General features: G+C 43.3%; 20 protein-coding genes. 15 read left to right on the top strand and 5 right to left on the bottom strand.

Annotated features, from left to right (window positions below; translation table 11 throughout):
* Positions 1 to 43: 43 nt before the first annotated feature.
* From speA to CWC28_RS03960, 4 genes are read left to right on the top strand one after another with little or no spacing between them, the layout of a single operon-like run.
* The gene (gene speA, locus CWC28_RS03975; RefSeq protein ID WP_063702542.1) at positions 44 to 1,924 is read left to right on the top strand and encodes a biosynthetic arginine decarboxylase; all 1,881 of its coding nucleotides are present in this window, start codon (positions 44 to 46) and stop codon (positions 1,922 to 1,924) included.
* 21 nt (positions 1,925 to 1,945) lie between these two features.
* Positions 1,946 to 2,824, top strand: coding sequence for a 1-acylglycerol-3-phosphate O-acyltransferase, YihG family (gene yihG, locus CWC28_RS03970; protein WP_063702395.1), 879 nt, complete (start codon positions 1,946 to 1,948; stop codon positions 2,822 to 2,824).
* Between the two features lie 28 nt (positions 2,825 to 2,852).
* Positions 2,853 to 3,776, top strand: a complete 924-nt coding sequence (gene yihG / locus CWC28_RS03965; protein ID WP_063702393.1) for a 1-acylglycerol-3-phosphate O-acyltransferase, YihG family — start codon at positions 2,853 to 2,855, stop codon at positions 3,774 to 3,776.
* A complete protein-coding gene (locus CWC28_RS03960; protein WP_063702391.1) occupies positions 3,773 to 5,023 on the top strand; it encodes a mechanosensitive ion channel family protein in 1,251 nt (416 codons plus the stop codon). Before yihG (CWC28_RS03965) ends, CWC28_RS03960 begins: the two co-directional genes overlap by 4 nt.
* Here the strand turns inward: CWC28_RS03960 and chrA are convergent.
* The gene (gene chrA / locus CWC28_RS03955; protein ID WP_138624756.1) at positions 5,020 to 6,156 is read right to left on the bottom strand and encodes a chromate efflux transporter; all 1,137 of its coding nucleotides are present in this window, start codon (positions 6,154 to 6,156) and stop codon (positions 5,020 to 5,022) included. The genes CWC28_RS03960 and chrA overlap by 4 nt on opposite strands.
* Before the next feature lie 32 nt (positions 6,157 to 6,188).
* On the opposite strand from chrA, the gene CWC28_RS03950 reads away from it, so the two are divergent.
* A complete protein-coding gene (locus tag CWC28_RS03950; RefSeq protein WP_233999152.1) occupies positions 6,189 to 7,058 on the top strand; it encodes a substrate-binding periplasmic protein in 870 nt (289 codons plus the stop codon).
* 80 nt (positions 7,059 to 7,138) lie between these two features.
* Positions 7,139 to 7,771, top strand: a complete 633-nt coding sequence (locus CWC28_RS03945; protein WP_063702385.1) for a YiaD family glycine zipper/OmpA-like lipoprotein — start codon at positions 7,139 to 7,141, stop codon at positions 7,769 to 7,771.
* A 61-nt stretch (positions 7,772 to 7,832) separates the two neighbouring features.
* On the opposite strand, the gene CWC28_RS03940 is transcribed toward CWC28_RS03945, so the two are convergent.
* Positions 7,833 to 9,605 (bottom strand): ABC transporter transmembrane domain-containing protein, encoded by a 1,773-nt coding sequence (locus tag CWC28_RS03940; protein WP_138624755.1) that lies wholly within the window; start codon positions 9,603 to 9,605, stop codon positions 7,833 to 7,835.
* A gap of 77 nt (positions 9,606 to 9,682) precedes the next feature.
* On the opposite strand from CWC28_RS03940, the gene CWC28_RS03935 reads away from it, so the two are divergent.
* From CWC28_RS03935 to CWC28_RS03910, 6 genes are all read left to right on the top strand, one after another.
* The gene (locus tag CWC28_RS03935) at positions 9,683 to 10,087 is read left to right on the top strand and encodes a DUF3224 domain-containing protein (protein ID WP_063702379.1); all 405 of its coding nucleotides are present in this window, start codon (positions 9,683 to 9,685) and stop codon (positions 10,085 to 10,087) included.
* 1 nt (position 10,088) lies between these two features.
* Positions 10,089 to 10,268 carry a DUF4177 domain-containing protein gene (locus tag CWC28_RS03930; RefSeq protein WP_054554414.1) on the top strand — a complete coding sequence of 60 codons (180 nt, stop codon included), beginning with the start codon at positions 10,089 to 10,091 and terminating at the stop codon, positions 10,266 to 10,268.
* Positions 10,268 to 10,885, top strand: coding sequence for a LysE family translocator (locus CWC28_RS03925; RefSeq protein WP_063702377.1), 618 nt, complete (start codon positions 10,268 to 10,270; stop codon positions 10,883 to 10,885). The genes CWC28_RS03930 and CWC28_RS03925 overlap by 1 nt, the downstream gene beginning before the upstream one ends.
* Positions 10,886 to 11,072: 187 nt before the next feature.
* Positions 11,073 to 13,967 carry a TonB-dependent receptor gene (locus CWC28_RS03920; RefSeq protein ID WP_105181965.1) on the top strand — a complete coding sequence of 965 codons (2,895 nt, stop codon included), beginning with the start codon at positions 11,073 to 11,075 and terminating at the stop codon, positions 13,965 to 13,967.
* Between the two features lie 22 nt (positions 13,968 to 13,989).
* Positions 13,990 to 18,306, top strand: a complete 4,317-nt coding sequence (locus CWC28_RS03915; RefSeq protein ID WP_138624754.1) for an alpha-1,6-glucosidase domain-containing protein — start codon at positions 13,990 to 13,992, stop codon at positions 18,304 to 18,306.
* A gap of 99 nt (positions 18,307 to 18,405) precedes the next feature.
* A complete protein-coding gene (locus CWC28_RS03910; RefSeq protein WP_105174363.1) occupies positions 18,406 to 18,948 on the top strand; it encodes a PH domain-containing protein in 543 nt (180 codons plus the stop codon).
* Here the strand turns inward: CWC28_RS03910 and CWC28_RS03905 are convergent.
* Together CWC28_RS03905 and CWC28_RS03900 are read right to left on the bottom strand one after the other, a co-directional pair.
* Entirely contained in the window at positions 18,945 to 19,289 is a 345-nt protein-coding gene (locus tag CWC28_RS03905) for a rhodanese-like domain-containing protein (RefSeq protein ID WP_063702368.1), read from the bottom strand. The two genes, CWC28_RS03910 and CWC28_RS03905, sit on opposite strands and share 4 nt — an antisense overlap.
* 1 nt (position 19,290) lies before the next feature.
* The gene (locus CWC28_RS03900) at positions 19,291 to 19,479 is read right to left on the bottom strand and encodes a YgaP family membrane protein (RefSeq protein WP_054562832.1); all 189 of its coding nucleotides are present in this window, start codon (positions 19,477 to 19,479) and stop codon (positions 19,291 to 19,293) included.
* 133 nt (positions 19,480 to 19,612) lie between these two features.
* On the opposite strand from CWC28_RS03900, the gene CWC28_RS03895 reads away from it, so the two are divergent.
* From CWC28_RS03895 to CWC28_RS03885, 3 genes are read left to right on the top strand one after another with little or no spacing between them, the layout of a single operon-like run.
* Positions 19,613 to 19,915, top strand: a complete 303-nt coding sequence (locus tag CWC28_RS03895; protein WP_063702365.1) for an ArsR/SmtB family transcription factor — start codon at positions 19,613 to 19,615, stop codon at positions 19,913 to 19,915.
* Positions 19,916 to 19,922: 7 nt separating this feature from the next.
* The gene (locus tag CWC28_RS03890) at positions 19,923 to 23,210 is read left to right on the top strand and encodes an efflux RND transporter permease subunit (RefSeq protein ID WP_105174362.1); all 3,288 of its coding nucleotides are present in this window, start codon (positions 19,923 to 19,925) and stop codon (positions 23,208 to 23,210) included.
* Positions 23,200 to 24,261: an efflux RND transporter periplasmic adaptor subunit gene (locus tag CWC28_RS03885; protein WP_138624753.1), complete on the top strand. Its 1,062-nt coding sequence runs from the start codon at positions 23,200 to 23,202 to the stop codon at positions 24,259 to 24,261. Before CWC28_RS03890 ends, CWC28_RS03885 begins: the two co-directional genes overlap by 11 nt.
* On the opposite strand, the gene CWC28_RS03880 is transcribed toward CWC28_RS03885, so the two are convergent.
* Entirely contained in the window at positions 24,254 to 24,931 is a 678-nt protein-coding gene (locus CWC28_RS03880; RefSeq protein WP_138618396.1) for a nitroreductase family protein, read from the bottom strand. The two genes, CWC28_RS03885 and CWC28_RS03880, sit on opposite strands and share 8 nt — an antisense overlap.
* Positions 24,932 to 24,950: the final 19 nt, after the last annotated feature.

The raw sequence follows: 24,950 nt of genomic DNA, 5'->3' as shown, positions 1-24,950 counted from the left end.
AAAATGTGCGTTTATATTTAACGAAATTACAGAAGACATTGCCATGACTTGGGGTTTAGACAAAGCACGCGAAACATACAATGTTGCTCATTGGAGCGACGGTTATTTTGACATTAACGCACAAGGTGAGTTGGTAGCTTATCCAGATGGCGATCAAACTAAAGCTGCGGTGTCTTTATCTGAACTTACTGAGCAATTTAAAAAGCAAGGTCTTACCTTACCTGTTTTGGTGCGTTTTACTGATATCTTACAAAATCGTGTCGAGACGCTAACCAGTGCATTTACCAAAGCGCGCAATGCCCGTGAATATCAAGGTAGTTATACCTGTGTATACCCAATCAAAGTTAACCAGCAACGTTCTGTAGTAAGTAAATTACTTGCTCACCCAAGTGGTTTAGTGGGCCTTGAAGCCGGCTCAAAACCTGAGCTTATGGCGATTTTAGGTGTTGCTAAAGAGCCAATTACCATTGTTTGTAATGGCTACAAAGACAGTGAATTTTTACGCTTGGCCTGTATCGGTCAAGGCATGGGTCACAAGGTTCACATTGTTGTAGAAAAACTCTCTGAACTAACTACTTTGTTAGCTGAAATTGATGACTTAGGCATTGAGCCGTCAATTGGTATTCGTATTCGCTTAAACTCGGTTGGTAAGGGCAAATGGCAGAATACCGGTGGCGAAAAAGGCAAGTTTGGTTTAACTGCAGGCCAAGTGCTTTCTGCTGTTGAGCTACTTAAGTCACGTAATAAGCTCCATTTAATGCAATTAGTGCATTTCCATATTGGCTCTCAAATAGCCAATATCCGTGATATTCACCGTGCACTGCGTGAATGTGCTCGTCACTTTGCTGAGCTAACGCAGTTAGGTGTACCACTTAATACAGTGGATGTAGGTGGCGGTTTAGGTGTTGATTACGAAGGGTCTGGTTCGCGCAGTTCGTGTTCAATGAACTACAGTGTTGAAGAGTATGCCCGTAATGTAGTGAATGCGTTTGCTGAAGTGTGTCAGCAACATGACCTTAAACACCCTGCGATTATTACTGAGTCAGGTCGTGCGTTAACAGCACACCACGCAGTATTAATTACAGATGTGATTGATGTTGAGCGTGCGCCTAATCATGCAAATCCAACGGCGCCTGAGGCTGACAGCGTATTGGTGCTAGATGAAATGTGGCAGTGTTTACAGCGTTTAACACCGCGTATGGCGCTGGAAATTTATCATGATGCTATGCATTTATTCAGTGAAGCCCATGACCAATATGTGCATGGTCTACTCACTATGCTTGAATGGGCGAAGCTCGAGCAGCTGTATTTCACCATTTTACACCGTGTTCGTGCATCTCTTAGCGAAAATGCCCGTGCCCACCGTGAAGTGCTAGACGATTTAAATGAAAAACTAGCCGACAAGTTGTTTGTTAATTTCTCTTTATTCCAATCATTGCCTGATGTCTGGGGTATTCAGCAGTTATTCCCAGTGATGCCAGTAGAAAATCTTCATCAGCCATTAACGCAGCGTGCCATTATTCAAGACATTACTTGCGACTCTGATGGGCAAATTCGTAACTATGTTGAAGGTACAGGTATTGAGAGCAGTTTACCTATTCCTGAGTACAAACAAGGTCAGCAATATCACATTGCGATGTTCTTAGTGGGTGCGTATCAAGAAATTTTAGGTGATTTACATAACCTGTTCGGTGACACTGATTCAGTACATGTTGAACTCACTGACGCAGGTTACCAGCTGACTAACGCCATTAAAGGTGACAGCGTTAAGGACGTATTAAAGTTTGTTGATTATGATAGCGACATTCTTGCTGAAAACTTTGCAAAACGGGTTAACTCACTGGCAATTGATGAGCAATCTAAGGCACAATATTTGTCAGAACTAAATGCAGGCCTTGCTGGCTACACGTATTTTGAAGATTAAGCATTAAAGGAATAAGTAGTAATGTCCATGATCCGTTGTGTGTTCAGTTTTATATTTTACACCCTCAATACACTTTTTTGGTTTGTGCCCATCTTTATTTGTGGCGTGATTAAACTGATCCCAATTAAGCCTCTGCAAAAATTAATGAGTTGGATTGCTAAGCAATGCGCCACTATGTGGGTGAGTTGCAATAACATCAACCAAAACATATTTGCTTCATATAAGCTGAACGTAACAGGTCTTGAGCAACTAAAAGCGAAAGACTGGTACTTGGTGATCGCAAATCATCAAAGCTGGGTAGATATTGTTGTAATGCAACGCGTATTTAATCGTCGTATTCCGTTTTTAAACTTTTTCTTGAAGAAAGAGCTAATCTACGTTCCTTTTTTAGGCCTTGCTTGGTGGGCGTTGGATTTCCCATTTATGACTCGCACGAGTAAAGCCCAGTTAAAGAAAAACCCTAAATTGCGTGGTAAAGACTTAGAAACCACGCGTAAAGCCTGTGAAAAGTTTAAAGAAATGCCAGTGAGCATCGTTAACTTTGTTGAAGGTACGCGTTTTACAGAGCAAAAACACTCACGCCAAAACAGCCCTTTTGAACACTTATTAAAGCCAAAAGCAGGTGGGGTTGCGTTTGTTATGCAAGCAATGGGTGAGCAAATTTCAAAAGTGGTTAATGTCACTATTCATTACCCTGATGGTATTCCTAGCTTTGTGGACTTCGCCAGTGGTCGTGTAAAACAGGTCGAAGTGCGAGTCGAGGTGATGGAAGTAAGCCCTAATTTAATCGGTGATTACACCGGTGATGCAGAGTTTAGAGTTAACTTTCAAGCTGAGTTAAATCGCATTTGGAATGAAAAAAATCAGCAACTAGCCGAGTTAGAAGCAAAATCGCAGTAGAATTGCTTATGCAGTCGAGAGCACACATATGTTAAAGAAATTTTTACCTAATTGGTTAACAGGCGTTCTAGTGAGCATTGTCTTGTTTGCTAATGTAATTATCTGGGGCACGCTTGTGCTGCTCCTTGGTGTGCTTAAATTATTACTGCCATTTAAAGTGGTTAGCGATATTCTTCATGTGGCTTATCGCGGTTGGTGTAAGGGGAATCGTTTAGCTCTGTGGCTAGGTTGCCCTACAATTGATGTTGATATTAAAGGCAAAGTCAGCACAGATGGTTGGTACTTACTTATCTCTAATCATATGAGCTGGCTAGATATTGTTGTTTTAAGTGCGATTGATGTTTTACCTGCGCCAAAGTTCTTCCTAAAAGATGAATTAAAATATGTGCCATTTATTGGCACCGGCGCGTGGGCGATGGGCATGCCTTTTATGAAGCGTGTTAGCAAAGCGCAGCTGGCAAAAAATCCTAAGCTGAAAGGACTCGATGTAGAGCGTACCAAACGCAGTTGTCGCGACTTTCGTAATCATCCAACTACCATTATCAACTTTGTTGAAGGCACACGCTTTACGTGCCAAAAACACAAAAAGCAAAACAGCCCGTTCACTTACCTTTTAAAGCCTAAAGCGGGCGGTATTGCATTTGCTCTTGAGGTGTTAGGTGAGCAGTTTGATGCATTATTAAATACCTCGATTATTTACCAAGGCGAAGGCGATCATATTTGTCGCAATCTGATGCGTGGTCGTCTCAACGTGATCAAAGTTGAAATGCACGTACAAGCAATTAGCGCAGAGATGATTGGTGATTATCAGCATGACCGTGCATTTAGAACGGCTTTTCAGCAACATATTAATGAGTTATGGTTGCAAAAAGATGCTCAGCTACTAACTTATCATCAAACCCAGCAAGCTGAATACCTTGCTACCATCAATAAAGAGGTTGAAGCGCCATGAAGCAAACTCACCTGCAAGAGTTGGTGATGCCTTGGTTTGAATCAATGCCCGACGCGACGCTAATAAGCGCATTAACGGCTACAGCGATTGGTGTTGGCTCGTTACTAATAATCTATATGTTTACCCGCCGCTTATTACTGCCGGGCATTCAAAAGGTTGTTACACGTTTATCTCCTGAGCGCATCGGTGCGCTAACACCCATGCTCAATAAACTAAACCGCCGTTTCGCGGGGATATTGTGCTGCGTACTGTATTTAGCAACCTTCGATTATGTTTATCCTGTTCATGATGTCGCTGCGTTAGTACTAAAAACGGTGGGGCAAGTTGCACTGATCATTTATGGTGGCTTTATTTTAAGTAGTGTCGTGAGCATTGCTGGTGGCATCTATAACCAACTTGATTTTGCCCGCGATATTCCGATTCAGGGTTTGATCCAAGTTGTAAAACTTATCACCTTTATGGTTTGCGCCATCCTTATTGTGAGTATTTTGCTAGAAAAGTCACCAACTTATATTTTGTCTGGCTTTGGTGCGATAGCGGCGGTGACTTTACTCGTATTTAAAGACACCATTTTGGGTTTTGTTGCCAGCATTCAAATTGCAGCTAATCGTTTAGTGACCTATGGCGATTGGATCCAAGTCGACAGCTATGGTGCCGATGGTGAGGTGATTGACCTGGGTTTAAACACGGTAAAAGTACGCAACTGGGATAACACTATCACAACTATTCCAACCTACATGTTAGTTGCTGGGTCATTTAAGAACTGGCGTGGAATGCAAGAGTCGGGTGGTCGCCGTATCAAACGTTCTTTAAACATTGATATGAATAGTATTCGTTTGGTTGATGATGCGTTTCGTGAGCAAATAAATGCTGCTATTCCATTGCATGACTATATCAAAGTAACGGCTTTGCCTGATCCAGTTACTAATCTAGGTTTATTTCGCCGCTATGCCGAAGGTTACTTAAAACAACACGAAAAAATTAATCGTGATTTAACCCTAATGGTACGTGAGCTACAACCAATCAATCATGGTTTACCCATTGAGTTTTATTGCTTTAGTGAAGATAAACGCTGGATCTCATACGAGCATTTGCAAGCAGAGATCATGGATCATCTTCTTGCCGTGTTGCCAATTTTTGCGCTTCGACCTTATCAAAGTGTCACTGGGCAGTTAACGGCTAGTGAGCCTCAAATAGGCTTAAAACCGAGTATCAAGGTAACGAATCCGCCCCGCGAAAAAGCTTAAAACTGAGCAATCAGTAAGCTGATTGCAATGAAACCTAACAATAGCCACCAAATAGGTGGCTTTGCCATTCTTAGCCACGTAAATGCTGCAATCACTAAAGCTACTTGCCACAGATTTTGCACTGCTGATTGCCAAATAGGTGAATAAAGAGCAGCTGCTAAAAAGCCCACCACGGCCGCATTTAACGCTGCAATGCTGCCCGCAAAGCGAGGTTTATCCGCCAATTGTAGCCAGCTTTTCATAAACGCTAACATCAACAAAAATCCCGGTAAGAAGATAAGTGACGTTGCGACAATTGCACCTATAAGTGGCGTATTTGGCGACACTTGTGCACCTAAGTATGTGGCGATTGTGAACATTGGCCCAGGTATGGCTTGAGCACTGGCATAGGCAGATAAAAACTGCTCAGTGTCAAGACTCGGCACACCCGCCTGTAAAACGGGTAACACAACGTGGCCGCCACCAAAAACCATAGCACCTGTTTGGTAAAATGGGGCAAACACAGAAAACCATTCACCCAAAGGTAAAAAGCTAATTAGTAACAAGGCGGTAAATAAACCAAGCGGTACCCAAGCGACTGTTAATGGTTTATGTTCTTGGTTCTCTGGCAGTTTAAGCTGAGGATAAAACCAGCCCAAAGTTGCAGCAAAAATGAGTATGAGAATCTGGCTTGATAGCTCTGAGAACACAATGAGTGCAATCGTGCTCAATACCGCGATAAGCTTGTGTAAATGGTTTTTGCAAAAGCTCATTGCCATGCTGTAGGTTGCATCTGCAACAATGACCACAGCAAAGAGTTTAAGCCCGGCAATCACTGCAAAGTAAATATCACCAAATTGGTGAGCACTGAGAGCTAGAAAAAACATAATCAAAAATGAGGGCAGTGTAAAACCAATAAAAGCACATAGGCCGCCTAAAATGCCCCCTTTTTCAACCCCCATCGCAAAACTAACTTGGCTTGAACCAGGCCCAGGTAATGCTTGGCTTAGGCTAATCAATTGCGCATAGCGCTCAGCACTAAGCCATTTTAAGTTATCAACAAAGTGGCGCTTAAAATAACCAAGGTGTGCCGCAGGACCGCCAAAACTCATACAGCCTAATAAAAAGAATTGCTTAAAGATAACGAGTAACATTGCTTTGCCGTTAATGGGTGATTGTTTCTATTATGACAAAATTGTATGACATTTTTGTGGTTTTTATGACACAAGCGCGTCTACAATATAAAGAACAAGTGAACGTTGTTATGAGTATCACTATGAAACGCTATATTACCAGCTTATTGTTATTAGTTTGCAGCAGCTTTGCACTTGCAACCGCGTTTGAAAAGGTTGTGGTGGCGGTTGATCATGCGCCTCCTTATGGCATGGTCTCTGAAGATGGTAAAGTCAGTGGCGCAATAGTGGATATTATGCGTGAAATGCAGCGTACCTTACCAATCAAGCTTGAATATGTCGCTTGCCCGTTTTCTCGTTGTTTAAAAATGCTCGAGCAAAATGAGCTAGATGTAATGGGCGGGCTTATTCGTACAGAAGCGCGTGAGCATAAAATGCAGTTTCTTACTCCACCATACATGATGCTGTCATCTTCTTTTGTGTTTTATGCCAGAGCTGACAGTGGACTTGAAATCAACAACTATCAAGACTTAATTGGTAAGCGCATTGCGGTAATGCGAGGCGCTGCGCATTTTCCTCGTTTCGATAATGATAAAAAACTCACTAAAGTTGAAGCGTTAAGCGAGCATAATGCGTTTGATATGTTGTTAAAAAGCCGTGTTGAGCTGGTAATTGCTGTTGAAACCACAGCTGATCACGCCTCTGTATTTTTGCAGCGACCTTCACAAGAAATCGTAAAAATGCCTTATCGCTATAAAGATGTTATTTATGGCCACATTGCTTTAAGTAAACAGTTTGCACGCTCAGAGCTGGCAGATAAAATTCAAGACCGCCTCAATACATTAGTTCTCAATGGCCGCTTAACCGAGCTGGTTAAAGGGTATAACTTACCTCCAGTTACTGCTGTAGCACTTGATAAGTAATCTTTTCTTCATCGCTTGTTCATAGAAACTGATTCATAATTGTAAACAATTCAATTTGAATAATTGCCATGGAGAGACACATGACTTTTACAAAATCAGTTTTAACAGTGGGCGTTTTAGCCGTTCTATTAACAGGTTGTGAGACAACTAATACAGGTAAAGGCGCAGCGATTGGTGCTGCAACAGGTGCCGTGCTAGGTAAAGCAACTGGCGACCACGACGATAAACGTATCTTTATTGGTGCGGCTATTGGTGCATTAGCGGGTGCCGCTGTTGGTGATTATATGGATAAGCAAGAAGAAGCATTTCGCGATGAGCTAGCAGGTTCAGGTGTTGAAGTGGTTCGTGAAGGCGACAATATTCGTTTAGTCATGCCATCTAACATTACCTTTGCAACTGACCAATCTTATATTTCGTCGGGTTTTCACAGTACCCTAGACGCGATTGCGAAGGTGATGAACAAATACGAAAAAACCTACTTAAGCGTTGAAGGTCATACCGATAGCACAGGTAAAGATAGCTACAATATGACGTTATCTCAACAACGTGCGCAAAGCGTAAAAGATTACTTAGTTAATCATCAAATAATGTCTGCACGTATCAGCACGCAAGGCTATGGCGAAACACGTCCTGTGGCGAGCAATGACTCAGCAAATGGTCGAGCTTTAAACCGCCGCGTAGAAATTCAAATCGTACCGAATACACAAGGTTAGATATTACATCTAGATTTGTGGTCAGGTTTGATATGCCCTTTCAAACCTGACATTTCTCTTCTTAATCTCGATTAAACTGTAGTTCGCACAATTGTTTATACAATGGATTAGTTTCAAACAATTGCTGATGCGTACCCGTTGCAATAATTTCTCCTTTATCCATCACAACAATCACATCGGCGTGTTTAACCGTTGCTAAACTATGGGCAATGATCAGTGTTGTTCTGTCTTTCATCAGATGCTCAAGGGCTGCTTGTACATGAAACTCACTTTGTGCGTCGAGTGCACTGGTTGCTTCATCAAGCAACAAAATTGCAGGATCTTTTAATATTGCGCGCGCTAGCACTATGCGTTGTTTTTGCCCACCTGAAAGCCTAACACCTTGCTCCCCTAAAAAGCTGTGATAACCATCAGGGAGTTGATTAATAAACTCATCAGCATGGGCATATTTGGCCGCCGCATATACTTGCTCGTCGCTGGCGCTTGGGTTGCCATAACGTATGTTATGCATTACGTCTGAGCTAAATAAAATTGGGTTTTGTGCCACCATCCCCATTTGCTGGCGTAAGCAATCAAGAGTGAGTGCTTTTATGTTTATTCCTGCCAGCGAAATACTCCCAGAGCTTGGGTCATAAAAGCGCTGCAGTAATTCAAACAACGTTGTTTTACCAGCGCCTGACGGGCCAACAATCGCAACAGTTTGCCCTTGTTTTACTTGTAAATTAAGCGCATTTAAAGCGGCTTTATCTGGCCTTGAAGGGTAATGAAAAGACACTTCATTAAACTCGATAGCAGGGTGATTAAGTTTGTTTTCCTCAAGTTGTGCATCATGATTTGTATCTGGACTTTTTATCATGCTTTCAACGGCGAGTAGTTCTAATAATCGTGCAGCTGCACCTGCTGCTCTTTGCAATTCACCGTACACTTCTGCAACCGTTGCTACAGACATCGCCACCATAATCGCATAGAACACAAAAGCACCGAGCTCACCACCAGTCATGGTGCCAGCTAATACGTCGCTGCCACCGACCCACAGCATCACGCTAATAGCACTAAAGGTCAGAAATATAACCGCTGCAATCAAAAACGAGCGCTGTTTGATACGGCTCTTCGCGACTTGAAACGCTTTGTTGGTTTCTTCGCTAAATGCTGCTTTTTCACGTTCTTCGTGACTATAACTTTGCACGACTTTGATATTTTGAATGATCTCACCGGCATAGGTACTGATATCGGCAATGGCATCTTGGCTGGAGCTTGCCAGCTTTCTCACTTTTCGGCCAAAAATCATCATCGGCAGTAGTACCACAGGTACGCAGGCAACAACCACAAGGGTTAGCTTTAGGTTGGTGATAAGTAGCATTGCCAAACCACCAATTAGCATTAAGCTACTGCGTAATGCCATCGAAAAAGAGGAGCCAATGATAGATTGCAACAAGGTGGTGTCGGTGGTCAGGCGCGACATCAGCTCGCCGCTGCGGTTTTCTTCAAAGTAGCTCGGGTGTAATGTAACGATGCGATCAAACACGGCTTTACGGATATCGTTACTGACTCGCTCACCAATCCACGACATTAAATAAAAGCGACAAAAAGTACCTACTGCTAATAAGCTAATCAAACCAATCAACACCATCACCGCTTGTTGAAGCTGAGCTTGCGAGCCTGCAATAAAGCCATGGTCGATAACAAATTTAACGCCTTGTCCGAGTGATAAGTTAACACCGGCCGTAAGCAACAAGGCGCCAAGGGCTGCAAACACCACCCATTTATAAGGTTTTATAAAAGCTAAAATCGGTAACAGGCTACTAAATGCGGCCTTTTCTTTGTTGTTAGACATGCTAGATTCTTGTTGGTGAATAGGGTATAGATATGGTTATCAATGCTCTAAAATTCAACAGTTATTAAGGGATTAGTATGGAATCTACAACGATCAGTGGTCAATTCACCGTAAAATTAAACCCAATTGGTGGCTATGCAACAGGTAAAGATGGCGTAAATTTAGGACGCATGTCGATTGATAAACAGTTTTCAGGTCCTTTAGAAGCAACAAGCCAAGGCGAAATGCTCAGTGCCATAACTGCAACTCAAGGTAGTGCAGGTTATGTAGCGATAGAACAAGTTGTTGGTAGTTTAGAAGGTAAACAAGGCAGTTTTGTGCTGCAACATTTTGGCACCATGGATAAAGGTGCTGACCGATTGATTTTAGAAGTGGTGCCAGACTCAGGCGCAGGAGAGCTTGAAGGTCTTTCTGGTAAAATGGCAATTCGAATTGAATCGGGTATTCATCATTATGACTTTGAATACCAACTGATGGACTAACATGCAAAAAGTAGTTGAGTTTAAAAAGAAGCGCTTTTTCGGCGGCATCGATATTGATGCATTAAATCAACGGGTGTTCGAATTAGGCCAAGCTGGTTGGCAAGTGAAAACAATCACCACTGCCACTGGGGTTTATGGTCAGATAACATCCGTTTTATTACTAATCGAGAATAACGAATAATGACACTAACTGAGTGGTTGAGTTTAGTTTTAATTTGCGTGATGGGGGCAATGTCGCCGGGGCCGAGTTTAGCTGTGGTTTTAAAACACAGTTTACATGGCGGTATGAAGAACGGCATGTTGGCGGCGTTAAGCCATGGTATTGGGGTTGGTTTTTATGCGTGTGCCTCGTTACTAGGTTTAGGTGCGCTGATGACTCAGTTACCAACGCTTTATCAAGTGCTGGTCTATGGCGGTGCAGCCTATCTCGCATATTTGGGTATTCGTATTCTGTTAGCTAAACCCAGCTCGCAAACACTGAATGTTGAGCAAACTAAGCCGAGCCCTCGCAGCGCGCTGCAAGACGGCTTTGCCATTGCCTTTTTAAATCCAAAACTAGCGGTGTTCTTTTTAGCGCTGTTTTCGCAATTTATTGACCCTGAGAACCTGACTTTGCAAGTTGGGTTAATCATGTGTTTAACGGTATTTGTGCTTGATACTGGCTGGTATCTACTTGTTGCACTGTTAACCGACATATCAAAAAAGCGTTTTGGCTTTACCAAGACGAATCCATGGCTCGAAAAATTGCTAGGGGTGATCTTTATTGCCTTAGCTGTTCGCGTCGTTATTACCCTATAAATCCCTCTATATTGCGATTACATCACTAATAAAAAAGGGGTGTGATCGCTGCTCTCCCCAGCAAGCTCCTATTGCATACGTATTCATCACACAATATTTACCTTTTGGTTACACTTTATTGGTTGTTTTTTGACAACAACAATAACCACAAATACAACACCTCCAACGACAACAGGGTGGAAATCCAATGGGGAAATTCAAGCTAAGTGCGCTTATGCTAGCTTTAGTAGCGGCAAACAGTGCAATGGCGGCGACGGAAGAAGAACGCACATCAGCAAAGGAAATCGATCCTGAGCTTGAAGTAATCGAAGTGCGCGGCTTTAGTCGCAGCTTAATTCAATCATTAAATCAAAAACGCTTTAGCGACACTGTCTCTGAGCAACTTTCAGCCGATGATTTAGGGGCATTACCTGATGTATCTATGGCTGATGCATTAACACGTCTACCGGGGATCTCGGCGGTACGTACCGGTGGTCAAGCTGCCGAAATCAACATTCGCGGTTTATCTGGTGGCTTTGTTTTTTCGACATTAAATGGTCGTGAGCAAGTATCTACCAGTGGTAGCCGTAGTATTGAGTTTGACCAATATCCGTCTGAGTTAATCAGCTCAGCGGCGGTCTTCAAGTCGCCTAAGGCATCGCTCATTGAAGGGGGCGTCGCGGGTACAGTCGAGCTACAAACAGCAAGCCCTTTGGATAATGATCAGCAACACAAATTTACCGCGAATGTGCGCGGTATGTATAACGACCGTGCCTCAGAGGTATTTGATGCCACCGAATATGGCGACCGTATTAGTTTTTCTTACCAAGGCAAGTTTCTTGACGATACGCTAGGTGTCGCACTAGGTTACGCGCGCTTATTCCAGCCGAGTGTGGCGACGCAATTTATCGGTTTTGCTTATAACGGTAATAAAGATGTTGATGGGCTGGCCAATGATACCGATGGCCCAGCTGATAACCCTGCTAATGAATACATCAGTGAAGGGTTTGAGCTTCAGCATTTAGGTGGTGAAGAAACCCGTAATGGTTATTTAACCTCAATTGAATGGGCGCCAACCGATAACTTTAAACTAAAAGGGGATGCGTTTTTATCGCGTTTTGATAGCGAATCATTTGCCCGTGGTTTTCGGGTTAAGTTTGGTGGTCCGTCTGCGGTGTATGCTAATCCAGTACTTGACGGTAATGCGGTGATTGGTGGTGCGATTAACCGCACATCAAATAGCTTTACCCGTGTTGAAATCGTTAATGATGATAACCAAGACTTTGATGAAGTAGACAGCTACGGCATTAATGCCGATTGGCAAATTACTGAGCGTTTGAACGTCAATGCTGATGTGTCGCTATCACGTGCGAAGAGTAATTTCCGTAATGGTTTACTTTGGGCATTGGTAGCAGAAGATGCTACCGTTGAGAACCCAGTGTTCGATACCAATGTATCGCTTAACTATCAATTGAACGGCTTAAATTTGCCTGATGTCGGCTTTAACCAAGCAGACGCATTTAGCGATATTGACCGAGTTATGGTGAGTAAATACGGTATTTATCCGTATGAAAATGAAGATGAAGTAAAAGCATTTCGACTCGATTTTAAATATGAGTTAGAGAATAACTGGTTTAGCTCAATTGAATTTGGTGCTCGTTATTCAGACCGTGAGTACAGCAATAATCGCTCTGTATTTGAATACGGTAACGACGGTGCATTCTCCTCGACTCAACCACCGCTTCGTCTTACTGATGACATGACTACAGTAGTCGATTGGCAAGGCGAGTTTAGCTATTTCCCATCATATTTAGCGATAGATTTAGATAAAGCACTCAACGCATGGTTCCCAAATGGTATTCCGCAACCAGTACAAACCTGGGGTAATGCCGATGGTGTTGTTGACTTAGATGGTGATGGTGAGCCAGATGCACAAGGCTATACCACTAACTACTCATGGACCATGTTACAAAGTGGTTCAGTGTATGAAGAAGTGGTGTCAGCCTATCTGATGCTTAACATTGATACCGAAATTGGCAAGCTGCCAGTCACAGGTAATATTGGTATTCGCCGAGTAGACACCGATCAGTCTGCGACGGTACTCGAAAACGTCGGTGGCAATCCACAACTCGGTGCGCAATATATTGTCGATGACAATGGCATTGTTAACGACCTTTATGCACCAAGCGTGTTAGGCATTAAATACACTGATTACCTGCCTTCATTAAACCTGAACTTTAAAGTGAGTGACGCGACACAAATTCGTTTTGCTGCGGCAAAAGTGATGGCACGTGCTCCGATTAACCGTTTAGCGGGTGATGCCAGTGCATCGGTTAACAATGACGGCGAAATTAACGGTTCAAGTACTAATAACCCATTCTTAAAACCTTTCTATGCTGATCAATACGATATCTCCTACGAGCAATACTTTGAAGACACCGATGGTGCACTGGTAGTTGCTGCGTTTTATAAGAATATCGACTCATTCATAGATACGGTAGCTATAGAGAACTTTGATTTTAAGGGTAATGGTTTTAACGTACCAGAATACATTGTTGACCCTGTCAGTGGTGAGCAAATCGAAACCACAAATGGTGTGTACACCACTGCGGTTAACAATGCCAAAGGCGGTTATATTCGCGGTATTGAGCTTGCCTATACGCAAGTTTTCTCTTTCTTACCCTCACCGTTTGAAGGCCTAGGTATTAACGCCAGTTACTCGTATACCGAGAGTGAGGTGCAATCTATTACCGATTTAGGTGGTGATTCTGTATCGCAAGACTTGCCTGGCCTGTCAAATAATGTCTTTAACGGCACTCTTTTTTACAGCTATGAAAACTTTGAAACACGTTTGAATGTGCGTTATCGCGATGATTTCGTTTCAGAGCAAGTTGCTGTCAATGAGCAAGTGGTGAACTTTGATGCGGAAACAGTTATCGATTTCCAAACATCGTATCAGTTCACAGATTCATTCGGCATGTTATTACAAGTGAATAACTTAACTGATGAACCTACACAAAGCTACTTTGGAACAACCAGTAAAACAGGCACCACGCAATTCTTTGGTCGTCAGTTTTATCTAGGTTTTACCTATAACCATTGATCAGTAAGCTGGAGATAATAATATGAAAATAATAGCTAATTTTAGCCGCTTACTGATTGCATGTAGCATGGTATTGCTAGCAGCATGTGGTGGTGGCGCAAGTAACGATATAGATTCTGGGCAAGTTTTATTGACCTGTAGTGTCCCGCAAGTTCCCAATGAAGCGGGGACTGAATGTGTTGATCCACCACCGATTAGTTGTCCGGCACCAACGGTACCCGATGAGAATAATGAGAGCTGCGTAGTAGGCGCTGATCCCACTTTGCCTGATCCTGTGGTTTTCCCTGCAGATGACGAAGCCATCTTATTCTATAACCGCACCAGTGATGATGCCTACGAAGGCTATCGATTACACTCATGGAATAACGATGACTGTGATGCGTACGCAGCGCCGTTTGATGCCACTGATTGGGCAAATGGTCATGAATACGATGGTATTGATCCTAACTATGGCGCGTACTGGATTGTAAAACTAAAAGAGGGTTACAACGAGTGTGCTAACTTTATCGTGCATATTGGCACAGAAGGGTCTGGCAAAGCGTTTGGTGATGTCGATTTAAAAATGCCATTGATGCAGGACGATGAAAAGTTCCAACGTATGAACTTTACCATTCATGGTGAACCATCAGTATTTGAATATCCAATTATAAGCTTAGGTGAGCGTCCAGTGAGTATTTCTGGTGCCTCAGCGCATTGGATTGATTTATCTACTGTGATTTATCAGCCAAGTAATGAGCTGACAAGTATCATTAAATTACACTCTTCAAGCAGTGCTGATTTAGCTGTCGATGAAGATACCGGTGAGCTAAATGGTCAAGTGGTTGAGCTTACATCGACATCTTTAAGCGATGAGCAAATCGCTAAAGTACCACACCTTGCTGGATGGAATGCGTACCAAGGTAGCTGGGATGCAGCCGCTGCAAAAGAGCTTATTAAACAACAATTAGTTGTTGCGGGCTATGATGCTGATGGCAAGCTAACAGAAGCCACTTATGTGCAAACCGCTAAAGCCCTTGATGACTTATACACCAGTGGCGAAAGTGACGCTAATGAAGCACAACTAGGTGTGCATTACGCCAATAATGGTATTGATGTGTCGGTATGGGCACCGACTGCAAGCAATATGAAATTAGCGCTTTATGATGCTAATAAAACAGAGCTTGAACAACTTGCTATGACCTTTGATAGCGCAACGGGTATTTGGTCTAGCAATATCGATATCAGTCACGATCGCCATTACTACCGTTTCATGTTTGATGTTTATCATCCGACGACTAAGAAAATTGAAAGCTTATGGAGCACAGATCCTTATTCATTAAACGTTTCAACCAATGGTTTATATAGCCAACTAATTAACCTTGATGATGAAGATACTAAACCGACTGGCTGGGATGAGCGTATGGTGCCAACGATTGATTACCCTGAGCAAGCGGTAATTTATGAAGGTCATGTGCGTGATTTTAGTGTGCGTGATGAAACAGTCAGTGAAGCAAACCGTGGTAAGTATCTTGCGTTTACTGAGCTTGATAGCGCACCAATGCAACATCTTAAAAAGCTAGCAGATAATGGTTTAACCCATTTCCATTTACTGCCACTGACAGATATTGGCACTATAGATGAAGATGTCAGTCAGCGTGTTGATATCACTGCGACCTTAGGTGATTTATGTAGCCGCATTGACGATGATGCCGATGCATGTAAAACCGAAGATAAGAGTGCATTGATAGTTGATTTAATGGCGTCATACCTACCTGGCTCTGATGATGCTCAAGCACTTGCTAATGCAATGCGTGGTGTTGATAGCTTTAACTGGGGTTATGATCCGCATCATTTTATTGCGCCTGAAGGCTCTTACGCTTCATCACCTGAAGGTATTGCACGAGTCAAAGAAACGCGTGCGATGATCCAGTCTTTACAAGAAATTGGTTTACGTGTCGTGCTTGATGTTGTTTATAACCACACGACCTCATCAGGTGTTTGGGATAAATCAGTCTTCGATAAACTGGTACCAGGTTACTACCACAGATATAACGAAACATCAGGCGATATCGAGCGCTCAACCTGTTGTGAAAATACAGCAACAGAACATGTCATGATGGATAAGTTTGTTGCTGATTCTATGGTGATTCTAGCTCGTGATTTTGGTTACGATAGCTTCCGCTTTGATGTGATGGGGCATATGCCAAAAGCATCAATTATGACCGCGCTTAGTGCAGTACAAGCGGTTGACCCTGATACCTACTTTTACGGTGAAGGGTGGAACTTTGGTGAAGTCGCAGATAACCGTTTATTTGTGCAAGCTAAACAAATGGATATGGCAGGCACTGAAGTAGGTACCTTTAATGACCGTATCCGTGAGGCAATTCGCGGCGGTGCGTTCTTTAGTAATAATGCCACAGATGGCAATTTATCTGAGCAAGATACGTTGCGTTTATCACTGGCAGGTAACTTACAAAACTACATTCTTAAAGACTTTAAAGGTAATTCAGCAAAAGGCATCAGCTTTAGTTGGAGTGGTCAGCCTGCGGCTTATGCACTCGATCCGGCTGACAGCATTAACTATGTCTCTAAGCATGATAACGAAACACTATGGGATCAGCTGCAATATAAACATGGCACTAACTTAAGTATTGAAGAGCGTGTGCGTGTTCATAATATGGCTTTAGCTATGCCGCTGATGAGCCAAGGTATTCCATTTATGCAAATGGGTGCTGATATGCTGCGTTCTAAATCAATGGATCGGAACAGCTATGATTCTGGTGATTGGTTTAACTTTGTTGATTTCAGTAAAGAAACCAACAACTGGAATGTAGGTTTACCGCCTGCGCAAGATAACCAAGCGAAGTGGGGCGAAATTGCACCTATTTCAGCAAATACGAATGCGCAAGCGATGGCTAGCGACATTGAGTACGCAAGTAATGTATTTACTGAGTTCTTAGCAATTCGTAGTGCCAGCCCATTATTTAGTTTAACCACAGAGCAAGACATCTTAGACCGCGTTGGCTTCCACAATATTGGTAAGCGTCAACAGCAAGGCTTAGTCGTGATGAGTATCGATGATGGTGTTGGTTTGACTGATCTAGATAGCCAATACGATGCCATTGTCGTAGTGATGAACGGCACTGAGCAAAGCTTATCGCATACGGTATCAACGGCTGCGGGTTTTGAGCTTCATCCTGTTTTAAAAGCAAGTGTTGACTCAAGTATGTCAGCGGCAAGCTTTATAGCTGGTGAGGGCGAAGGGACCTTTACTGTTCCGCCATATACTGTTGCTGTGTTTGTGAAACCACAAGGTGATGCACAAGGCGAAGGCCTAAGTGCCGATGCGACTGTGGGGGCACCTGATATCGTACCATTTGGTAGCACGACGGTTTATGTTCGTGGCTCGTTAAACGACTGGGGTACGGCAAATAGCTTTGAATATGTGGGTAATGGCGAGTACAAAATTGCCATTCCTTTAACAGCGGGTAGTTATGAGTTTAAAGTCGCTTCAGAAGATTGGTCTACCGTTGATTTTGGTGCGCTTTCTGCTGATGTTGCTGAGGTGATCGAAGGTGAAGATGAGCCGCTAACACGTAGTGGTGCCAATATGATCTTTACGGCGGCAATGGATGCTGTTTATGTGTTCTCATTCGATGCCACAGACACCGATAACCCAGTACTTAAGGTTTATAACGAAGAGCCATTTGTTGGCACTGCAATTTATGTACGCGGTAGCTTAAATGATTGGGGTACCAGTGACGAGCTGATGTATCAAGGTAAAGGTATTTACACTTTCACTAAACAGTTAACCGCGGGTAGCTATGAATTCAAAGTGGCTTCAAGTGACTGGAGCACGGTGGATTATGGCTCAGGTGAAAGTAGCGCGGCAGTCACTGTGGGTACAGAAAAACTGCTCGCAGTAAAAGGTGCAAACATGACAATGGATATTGCAAGCGATGGTCAATATCAGTTTGTGTTTGATGCCAGCAACCTTGAAGAGCCACTCATGAGTGTATTTAATGCAGAAATGTTTGGCGCAACTCAGGTGTACTTACGCGGAAGCGTTAATGGTTGGGGCACAGATAACCCACTAATTTATGCTGGTGATGCGATGTACAGTACCACAATGACTTTAGAAGCTGGTGACTATGAGTTCAAAGTCGCTTCTGAAGATTGGAGTACCGTAGATTATGGCGGCAGTGGTGATGCCCCTGTTGCTGTACTTGGCGAAGCCGCTTTATTAGAAGCCGTTGGCGCCAATATCGCCCTGAGTATTGCAGCTGCTGGCGATTATCGTTTTACAGTGCAAGGACCTGATCTGAGTAAATTAACAGTGACGGTTGAAGCAGTGGAATAGCTTTCCCTGCAGTACCCTTAAGCCGGGCTTTTGCTCGGCTTTTTTTGTGTTTAATGAAAAGTTTGTATATTGTCATAACTCTCTATCAAGGAGCCTATGATGACAGAAACCAGTTTATTGAGTGCCAGCTTTGATCCAAAAGTAAAACAGTATTGGTTATTACTGGGTATTTTTACCTGTGTGATTAGTATGGTAGGTATCCCTTTCATTCCCATTGTTGCGTTAATAATCTGGCTGGTGGCAGGGCGTATTTTAGCGGCGATGTCAGCCACGTTGTTAACGCGTAAGTTAGTGGTAAAACGTGGTGTCTTCTTTAAAGAAGAGAAATCGATCCCACTTGAAAAAATAACCGATGTGGCACTTAGCCAAGGCCCATTAATGCGTCAATTTGGCCTTTATCGACTGAGCTTTGAAACGGCGGGTCAATCAGGGCAAGGGGCATTGGTATCATTGCTCGGAGTGGTTGATGCAGAGGCGTTTCGCGAAGCAATCTTGAAGCAAAAAGATGAGATGACTCAAAGCAGCAGTGCAAAACCTGAGCATCAAGCTGAAGATAGTCAGTTAGAATTGCTGCGTTCACTTACGTATAGCGTAAAAAACATTGAGCAAATGTTAGTTACGCTATTAGATGAAAAGCGTTAGAAAACCTGACAGATTTGTTCTGCATTACAGGTGATTACTGTGACATTTTCGTAGCCAACACGAGTCAGTGCTTCGGCACTCAGTGTGGCACGGGCACTACTTGCACAGTGTAAGTAAATGGGTCTTGCAGGATCTTTTTCAATTTCCATTAATTTCATTTCAAGTACACCGCGTGGGATATTAATGGCACCTGTTGCTGCTTTAGTTGCGTGTTCAGCAGGCTCACGTACGTCTATTAATAAACCATGGTTTTCGCTTAATTCTTGTTTTGCTTGGTCAGCGCTAATACGGCGCTGGTTTGGGGCAACAATTTTCATTAAGTCAGGAATTGGTGTCAGCATACTAATCCTCCATGCCAAGTTTGCGTAAAATAGTGATCATTGGGCACCACTTAGTGAATGCCGATTGAATTAAGTTTAGAGCAATAAATACCGTAAACCAAATCCACAGCGGACTGTGAAACTGTTGTAGCAACAATGAAATACAGATCATTACACCAGCAATTAGGCGAAGCGCGTCATTTAGTTTCATAATAAGACCTCGATAACAGAGTGATGTATTTAATATATTAGATAATGCTACATTAGTAAATTCTAATATTAGACTTTTCTAATATATCATTCTATACTTTAGCGGTATTTTAAGAATATAGAGTAGTGTGATTATGAACATCGATTTTGCGGCTATGGCCGACAATGTGGAGCAAGCAGAGCAAATGCTAAAGATATTGGCGAATAAAAATCGCTTGATGATCTTATGTTCGCTGCAAGATGGTGAAATGAGCGTGAGCGAATTAAACGAAGCTGTGCCGTTGGCGCAGTCAGCATTATCGCAACACTTAGCGGCGCTGAGAAAAGCTCAGATCGTCGCGACTCGACGTGAAAGCCAAACTATCTATTATCGCGTGGTCGATAAAAGTGTTATGGCAATCCTTGAAACCCTTCATGGTTTATTTTGCAAAAGGTAGTTAAGCAATGAATGCTATCGATAATGCAGTAAAAAACAGCTTGAGCGGCCGCCTTCCCGTTATTATTTTTATTATGTCGGTGCTGCTTGGCTTAATGGCATTAAAGCAAACCCCGCGTGAAGAGGAACCGCAAATTGTGGTTCCGATGCTTGATATATATGTGGCAGCACCAAACGTTGAAGCGCCAGAAGTAGCTAGGCTGGTAACTGAACCATTGGAGAAGTTATTGGCGCAGTTAACGGGCGTTGAGCATATTTACTCGACCACACAAAGTAATGCTGCTGTCGTTACTCTTCGCTTTGAAGTCGGTCACGATCGTGAGCAAGCCATTCTCGACACTTACGCTAAACTCTATAGCTATCAACACACGATGGCGTCAGTGATCAGCTCATGGCAAATACGTCCGGTTGAAGTGAACGATGTGCCCATTGTGATGCTGGGCTTATTTAGTAAAGATCCAAAACTTTACGATGACTATCAACTAACTCGTTTTGCCAACGAAATCGCTAACAGTTTACAGCGCATCGAAAACACCAGCGAAGTGAAAGTGATTGCTGGTCGAACTCGTCAATTAACGATTAACCTTGATGCAAGTGCTCTTGCTGCACACCAAACAACCCTAACCGATGTGTATTATGCGCTTAGCGCATCTAATCAATTGGTGAACGTGGGCAGTGTTGTTGAAGGTAAGCAGCAAATTGCTTTACAAGTGGGGGATGTTTTACGCTCTCAATCTGCGATAGAACGGCTTGTTGTCAACGTGGTAAACGGTAAGAGTGTTTACCTAAGTGATGTCGCCGAAGTGAGTGATGGTCCAAGCGAAGCACAAAGCTATCAATGGCTGGCTCAATCAGATAACCAGCAACAACTTCCTTTAGTGACTATTAGTGTCGCTAAGCAAGCTGGCACCAATGCGGTCGCTGTGGCCAACGAAGTGCACAGCATGATGGACACTTTATCGGCTAATCTATTGCCAGATGAAGTGGGCTACACCGTACTGCGTGACTATGGTCAAACCGCGAACGAGAAAGTAAATAACCTTACCTCAAGCTTAGTGTTTGCGGTATTTACCGTGGTTATTTTTGTTGGCGTATTTTTAGGTTGGCGACCAGCAATTGTGGTTGGTTTAGCGGTGCCTATTTGCTACGGCATCACCCTGACACTTGATTTTGCCTTTGGTTATACAATTAACCGAGTCACACTATTTGCACTAATACTTTCTTTGGGGTTATTAGTTGATGATCCAATTACTGGGATAGACAACATAAGTCGTTTTTTAACCCACAAAGGCGATAAAAAACAACGCATAGTTGATGCCATGAGCGAAATTCGTGTGGCGCTGTTTATGTCTACATTAACCATTATGGTGGCGTTCATCCCACTTGCGTTTATCACTGGCATGATGGGGCCGTACATGGCACCAATGGCATTTAATGTGCCAATTAGTGTAATGGTTTCGACCATAGTGGCATTTTTTGTTACGCCTTGGTTGGCAATGAAACTACTTAAAGCGCCAGTCGATGACAGCGTACAACTTGATGCCAATCAGCATGGCTTATATGAGCGCATATTATCACCATTACTTGAGTCTAAAGGCCGCGCCAAACTCGTTTTATGGACTACATTAGCCTTGTTTGTCGCCAGTGCCATGTTACCCGTAATGCGTGCAGTGCCTTTAAAGCTATTACCGTTTGATAATAAAAACGAGTTGCAAGTTTTAATCGATATGCCAGAAGGTACAAGCCTTGAGCAAACCGCCGCTTTCACTCGACAAGTACAAACCATCACTTGGCAATTAAATGAAGTAAGTGAGGCGGCAGCCTACGTTGGTCAGCCATCAAGCATGGACTTTAATGGTATGGTGCGTGGTTATTATCGACGTGAAGCTGCTAATTTAGCTGAGCTCAGAGTATTACTGCTCGATAAAACTGAGCGTGATCATCAATCTCATGGCGTGGTCATGCGCTTGCGTGCCGCATTAGCGCCACTGGCAACCGATGGCATTGTAATTAAAGTGGTTGAAGTGCCACCGGGTCCGCCGGTTTTAAGTACCTTAGTGGCTGAAGTTTACAGTGAGCCATTTGTTGATACAGACACGCACTATCAAGCAGCCCTTGCTGTTGCTGCAAGGTTAAAACAAGAGCCGCATGTGGTTGAAGTTGATACCAGTATTGCTGCCAATGCGCCCTTACAGCGTTTTGTTACCGATAAAAGTAAAGCGTCATTGTCGGCGGTGTCTACGCAAGATATTGCCCAGACCTTAGCCATTGCCTCACATGGACAAAATGTTGGGGTGTTATATGTTAGCGGCGAAACAGACCCTGTCGATATAAAGTTACAACTGCCTTATCAAGATCGTAACCAATTTGCTCAATTGCTGGCATTACAAGTTCGTGGTGATAGGGAACTTGCAAAAACCAGTGATGAATTTGGGCTACAAAGTGCACCACGTCCGCTGGTGGCGCTATCTGAGTTAGGTGAATTTCAGCATCAAGATGTTGCCAAGCCAATTATGCGTAAAGATCAGCGTAATGTTGTGTATGTAATGGCTGAGCTAAATGGCCGTACACCCGCTGAAATTATTGCTGACGTCAATGCCGACTTAGGTATTAGCGCTGACGAATTTAACCAAACTGATTGGCAAAGTAGGCACTTTTTCAATAATGGCGGTAGCCAAGCTTGGCAATTACCTGTTGGCACTGACGTGACCTTTAGTGGTGAAGGCGAATGGCGAATTACCATTGATGTATTTAGAGATATGGGTATTGCCTTTGCATTTGCGCTAACAGCCATTTTCATCATCTTACGCATTCAAACAAACTCTGCGAGTTTGTCACTGATTATCATGTCGGCTATTCCATTAACCGTAATAGGGATCATGCCGGGCTTTTGGCTATTAAATCAATTTGGAGAGCGCAGCATTGCTGGTGCTCCTGAGCCGGTGTTATTCACTGCAACAGCCATGATTGGCATGATTGCACTTGCTGGTATTGTGGTTCGTAACTCACTTATTTTAGTTGAGTTTATTAATCAAGCTCGCGGCCAAGGTATGGCAATTAAACAGGCTTTGATTGCCGCAGGTACGGTGCGTATGCGCCCTGTGTTACTGACTGCGGGAACCACCTTATTAGGTAACTTGGTGATCACCCTAGACCCGGTATTTAGCGGTCTAGCGATCGCAATTATTTTTGGTATTGTGGCATCAACATTGTTCTCATTATTTGTTGTGCCATTGGTTTATTATTTAGTGTTTGCAAAGGATGCAGCCAAAGAGGAACAAGCTCATGCAGGGTAAATCGAAACTTATTGGTTCAATCATCGCGTTATCTGTGATCATTGTGGCGGTACTTTACATGGCGGGCAGTTTCTCTGATAAGCAAGCTGCAGGCATGAAAAACCCATCAGCAAATGATTACACTGGTCAGTTAGTGACAGTGACACTGGCAGATATTGCGCGTGATGAAGTTGTACCGGGCACCGTGATTGCAAAACAAAATACGCAAATTTCATCACGGGTTATGGCACAAGTTGAGCGTTTAAATGTACGCGCTGGCGATACTGTAAAACAGGGTGATGTGTTAATTACCTTGCAGCAAGATGACTTTAAAGCTGGGCTTGCTCAAAGCGAAGCACAAATAAATGCAATTAATGCGTCGCTGACTCAAGCAGAGAAACAACTTAAGCGTATTAACGATTTATACAAGCAAGGTTTGGTATCTGTTAGCGAATACGACGATGCAAAAGCAAGGTTCGATAATTTAACTGCGAACCTAGCGATTGCTAAACAGCAGCAAACACAAGCGCAAGTTGCACTGAGTTTTACGCAAATTAAAGCGCCGATTTCAGGTGTTGTGGTTGAGCGTTTTGCAGAGCCTGGCGATACCGCAACTCCTGGCACGCCATTACTCGCGCTGTATAACCCACAACAATTGCAATTAGCATTTAATGTCAGAGAACAACAAGCAATTAAGTTGAATGTTGGGCAAACTCTAACGGTCAAATTACCTGCTTTATCTACGTCAATGCCTGCCACAGTGACAGAAATTGTGCCCGTTGCTGATAGTGCTGCGCGTAGTATGGAAATTCGTTTAGAAACAGATGCCCAAACTGGGTTAATGCCTGGTCTTTATGCGCAATTACAATTACCACTCGCCACTGAAAAAGGGGTGTTGATTGAGTCAAGCTGGGTGCAGCAATATGGCCAATTGAGTATGGTCTATTTACTTGAAAATAATCAGATAGTGCGTCGCTATGTGCGCCTTGGCGAAATGCTCGATGGTAAGCAGCACATCGTTTCAGGTTTAAACCCGGGTGATGTGCTGGCTGTTGATTTTAAAACTAAATAAAGGTCGCTATTTCGTCCAGCGACTTTTTCACTAAGGCATGCTCAGGGATGGTTGCATCTGTGCTTGGGTAGCCAGCAATTAGCAGCATGTAAGGGCGCTCATTATCTTTATCGCGGCCACAAATTTCGGTTAAAAAGCTCATTGGCTTTGGTGTATGCGTAAGGGTAGCAAGGCCAGCTCTGTGTAGTGCTTGAATTAAAAAACCGGTTGCTAGGCCAACAGATTCATGAACATAGTAATTGGTATTTTTGTCATCGGCAGAAATACCGCCTTTCTTTTGACTAAACACGGCAATTAGCCAAGGTGCATGCTCAAGGTAGGGCTTACTGGCATCGGTGCCAAGTGGTTTTAAAGCATCTAACCATTCTTCACCTGCGCGACCTTCATAAAATGAGCGCTCTAGTTTTTCAGCGGCTTCACGAATTTGTTTTTTCACATCGCTGCTGTGTATTGCTACAAAGTGCCAAGGTTGATGATTGGCACCACTCGGTGCAGTGCCTGCCGCTTTAATACAGGTTTCGATAATTTCTTTTGGCACTGGGCGATCGCTAAAGCTGCGAATACTGTGGCGACGCTGACTCACGGCTAAAAACTCTTCGGCGCGTTTAAGCATCTCGTCATGAGGGTACTCAATAAAGTCATTGAGAGGCTGATTTTTGTGTTCTTGCATGGCTTTTCGCTTCTTGTGT

This window comes from Pseudoalteromonas sp. S4492 (assembly GCF_005886115.1).
GTDB classification, from domain to species: domain Bacteria; phylum Pseudomonadota; class Gammaproteobacteria; order Enterobacterales; family Alteromonadaceae; genus Pseudoalteromonas; species Pseudoalteromonas gelatinilytica.
Note: the sequence above shows the minus strand (reverse complement) of the source record. Positions and strands in the feature narration are given on the sequence as shown.

Coding starts and splice junctions, on each gene's coding strand:
- speA (WP_063702542.1), top strand. CDS start 44: ATGACTTGGGGTTTAGACAAAGCACGCGAAACATACAATGTTGCTCAT.
- yihG (WP_063702395.1), top strand. CDS start 1,946: ATGTCCATGATCCGTTGTGTGTTCAGTTTTATATTTTACACCCTCAAT.
- yihG (WP_063702393.1), top strand. CDS start 2,853: ATGTTAAAGAAATTTTTACCTAATTGGTTAACAGGCGTTCTAGTGAGC.
- CWC28_RS03960 (WP_063702391.1), top strand. CDS start 3,773: ATGAAGCAAACTCACCTGCAAGAGTTGGTGATGCCTTGGTTTGAATCA.
- chrA (WP_138624756.1), bottom strand. CDS start 6,156: ATGTTACTCGTTATCTTTAAGCAATTCTTTTTATTAGGCTGTATGAGT.
- CWC28_RS03950 (WP_233999152.1), top strand. CDS start 6,189: ATGACAAAATTGTATGACATTTTTGTGGTTTTTATGACACAAGCGCGT.
- CWC28_RS03945 (WP_063702385.1), top strand. CDS start 7,139: ATGACTTTTACAAAATCAGTTTTAACAGTGGGCGTTTTAGCCGTTCTA.
- CWC28_RS03940 (WP_138624755.1), bottom strand. CDS start 9,605: ATGTCTAACAACAAAGAAAAGGCCGCATTTAGTAGCCTGTTACCGATT.
- CWC28_RS03935 (WP_063702379.1), top strand. CDS start 9,683: ATGGAATCTACAACGATCAGTGGTCAATTCACCGTAAAATTAAACCCA.
- CWC28_RS03930 (WP_054554414.1), top strand. CDS start 10,089: ATGCAAAAAGTAGTTGAGTTTAAAAAGAAGCGCTTTTTCGGCGGCATC.
- CWC28_RS03925 (WP_063702377.1), top strand. CDS start 10,268: ATGACACTAACTGAGTGGTTGAGTTTAGTTTTAATTTGCGTGATGGGG.
- CWC28_RS03920 (WP_105181965.1), top strand. CDS start 11,073: ATGGGGAAATTCAAGCTAAGTGCGCTTATGCTAGCTTTAGTAGCGGCA.
- CWC28_RS03915 (WP_138624754.1), top strand. CDS start 13,990: ATGAAAATAATAGCTAATTTTAGCCGCTTACTGATTGCATGTAGCATG.
- CWC28_RS03910 (WP_105174363.1), top strand. CDS start 18,406: ATGACAGAAACCAGTTTATTGAGTGCCAGCTTTGATCCAAAAGTAAAA.
- CWC28_RS03905 (WP_063702368.1), bottom strand. CDS start 19,289: ATGCTGACACCAATTCCTGACTTAATGAAAATTGTTGCCCCAAACCAG.
- CWC28_RS03900 (WP_054562832.1), bottom strand. CDS start 19,479: ATGAAACTAAATGACGCGCTTCGCCTAATTGCTGGTGTAATGATCTGT.
- CWC28_RS03895 (WP_063702365.1), top strand. CDS start 19,613: ATGAACATCGATTTTGCGGCTATGGCCGACAATGTGGAGCAAGCAGAG.
- CWC28_RS03890 (WP_105174362.1), top strand. CDS start 19,923: ATGAATGCTATCGATAATGCAGTAAAAAACAGCTTGAGCGGCCGCCTT.
- CWC28_RS03885 (WP_138624753.1), top strand. CDS start 23,200: ATGCAGGGTAAATCGAAACTTATTGGTTCAATCATCGCGTTATCTGTG.
- CWC28_RS03880 (WP_138618396.1), bottom strand. CDS start 24,931: ATGCAAGAACACAAAAATCAGCCTCTCAATGACTTTATTGAGTACCCT.